Origin of the sequence: Mesorhizobium sp. M7D.F.Ca.US.004.03.1.1 (genome assembly GCF_003998635.1) — a bacterium.
Lineage (GTDB): Bacteria > Pseudomonadota > Alphaproteobacteria > Rhizobiales > Rhizobiaceae > Mesorhizobium > Mesorhizobium loti.
The window spans coordinates 1-2,013 of record NZ_RZQG01001018.1; the positions used below are offsets into that span (position 1 = coordinate 1).

A 2,013-nucleotide genomic window follows, 5' to 3' on the forward strand; every position below is an offset into this window, starting at 1 on the left:
ATATTGAATATGTGACGTTGTGCCGATTGTGCCATAGCGCATTGGATAAGTGTTATTTGTGCAACACAGCATTAATCTGTTAACGGAATCGGCGTTATTTCGAAAATCGTCATTGAAGGCGGAAGATCGATGGGTATGTTCGCCCTCGAAAAGGGGAAGCGGTGCGAGCCTTTTTCGTTGTGGGGGTGAGGCGGGAAAACATTGCCGCCAGCCACAAATCCGAAGCCATTTAAAACTTTGACTGGAGAGGTCAGAAAATGAACATCAAGAGCCTCCTTCTCGGCTCAGCCGCGGCACTGATCGCGGTCAGTGGCGCGCGCGCGGCTGACGCTGTCGTCGTCGCCGAACCGGAGCCGGCCGAATACGTCAAGATCTGCGACGTCTACGGTGCCGGTTACTTCTATATCCCCGGCACCGAGACCTGCCTGCGCATCGGCGGCTATGTCCGTTATGACATCGGCGTCGGCGATGCCGGCTCGCTCGACGGCGTCAACCACGTTCCGGACCACCAGAGCGCCGGCGACACGCACTCAACCTACTACAAGAACACCCGCTTCACGCTGAAGACCTGGACCGGTCAGGAGACCGAGCTCGGTACCCTCAAGACCTACACCGAGACCCGCTTCAACTACGGCAACAGCAGCGGCGACTATCTTAATCAAGCCGCCTCCAATGCGGACGACTGGCAAGGCCGTAACAAGTCTCTCTCGCTGCGTTTCGCCTGGATTCAGCTCGGCGGCCTGCGCGTCGGCAAGGACGATACGGCTTTCGATACGTTCATCGGCTATGCCGGCAACGTCATCCAGGATACGCTGGTTCCGTATGGCGGGCAGGAGAGCAACGTCGTTCAGTACTACTTCGACGCAGGCAATGGCTTTTCGGGGCTGGTCTCGCTCGAAGAAGGCACGGGCGTCAATACGATCGACAGCTATGTTCCGCATGTCGTCGGCGGCTTGAAGTACAAGGCCGATTGGGGCGCGATCACCGGCGTCGTCGCCTATGACAGCAACTACGAAGAGGTCGCCGGCAAGGTTCGCCTTGACGTGAAGGCAACCAACGAATTGTCGCTGTTCTTGATGGCCGGCTACGGCACGGATGACAATCTCACCGATCCGACCAACGCCATCAATGCCAAAGGTCGCGGCTTCTACAAACAGTGGGGCGGCAACTGGGCAGTCTGGGGCGGTGGCACCTACAAGTTCAACGACAAGACCTCGTTCAACGCCCAGGTCTCCTATGACGACTGGAAGAACCTCGGCATCGCCGCTAACGTAGCCTACACCGTTGTGCCCGGCTTTACGGTCACGGCTGAAGTCGATTACCTCAATGCTGGAAAGTTCGGCGACGCCGATTTCAGCAACTGGACCAAGGCTAGCAAGAAGAGCAACATCGGCGGCATTCTCCGCTTCCAGCGCTCGTTCTAACCGATCGACAGACCTTACCAGACCGCCCGCAGCACATCGCTGCGGGCGGCTTTTTGTATGCTGATGCGAGGTGTCGGCCTGTCGAGCACCAAACCCATACCTTGATTTCGCCATCCAACCGGTGAAAAGCTCCTTGTATGGAATGGCGCGACGAGGGAATCATTCTCGGCACCCGCAAGCATGGCGAAACCAGCGCCATTCTCGAGGTGATGACGCGCGCGCATGGCCGTCATCTCGGCCTTGTTCGTGGCGGCCGTTCGCGCAAGCAGCAGCCCGTTCTCCAGCCCGGCAATCGTGTCGACCTGTTGTGGCGGGCGCGCCTTGACGAACATCTCGGCACGTTCCAGGCCGAGGCGATCGAGATGAACGCGGCCCGGCTGATGGACAGCGCGGTGGCCGTCTACGGGTTGCAGACCATGGCCGCGCATCTGCGCCTGTTGCCCGAGCGCGACGCCCATGAAGGTCTCTACGAAACGCTTGCCGTGATGATCGTCCATCTCGACGATGCCGACGCCGCCGGCGAACTGGTCGCGCGCTTCGAGCTTCTGGTGCTGGACGAACTCGGCTTTGGCCTCGATCTCAGCCAATG

2 protein-coding genes are annotated in these 2,013 nt (G+C 59.2%); both read left to right on the forward strand.

Annotation, left to right across the window (positions count from 1 at the left end; translation table 11 throughout):
- Positions 1–257: 257 nt before the first annotated feature.
- Positions 258–1,424: a porin gene (locus EN935_RS33260; RefSeq protein ID WP_127263201.1), complete on the forward strand. Its 1,167-nt coding sequence runs from the start codon at positions 258–260 to the stop codon at positions 1,422–1,424.
- Positions 1,425–1,561: 137 nt separating this feature from the next.
- A partial coding sequence (recO, locus tag EN935_RS33265; RefSeq protein WP_127374087.1) for a DNA repair protein RecO occupies positions 1,562–2,013 on the forward strand: 452 nt, incomplete at its 3' end.

Excerpts from the sequence above, each read along its gene's own strand:
- EN935_RS33260 (WP_127263201.1), top strand. The coding sequence starts at position 258 with ATGAACATCAAGAGCCTCCTTCTCGGCTCAGCCGCGGCACTGATCGCG.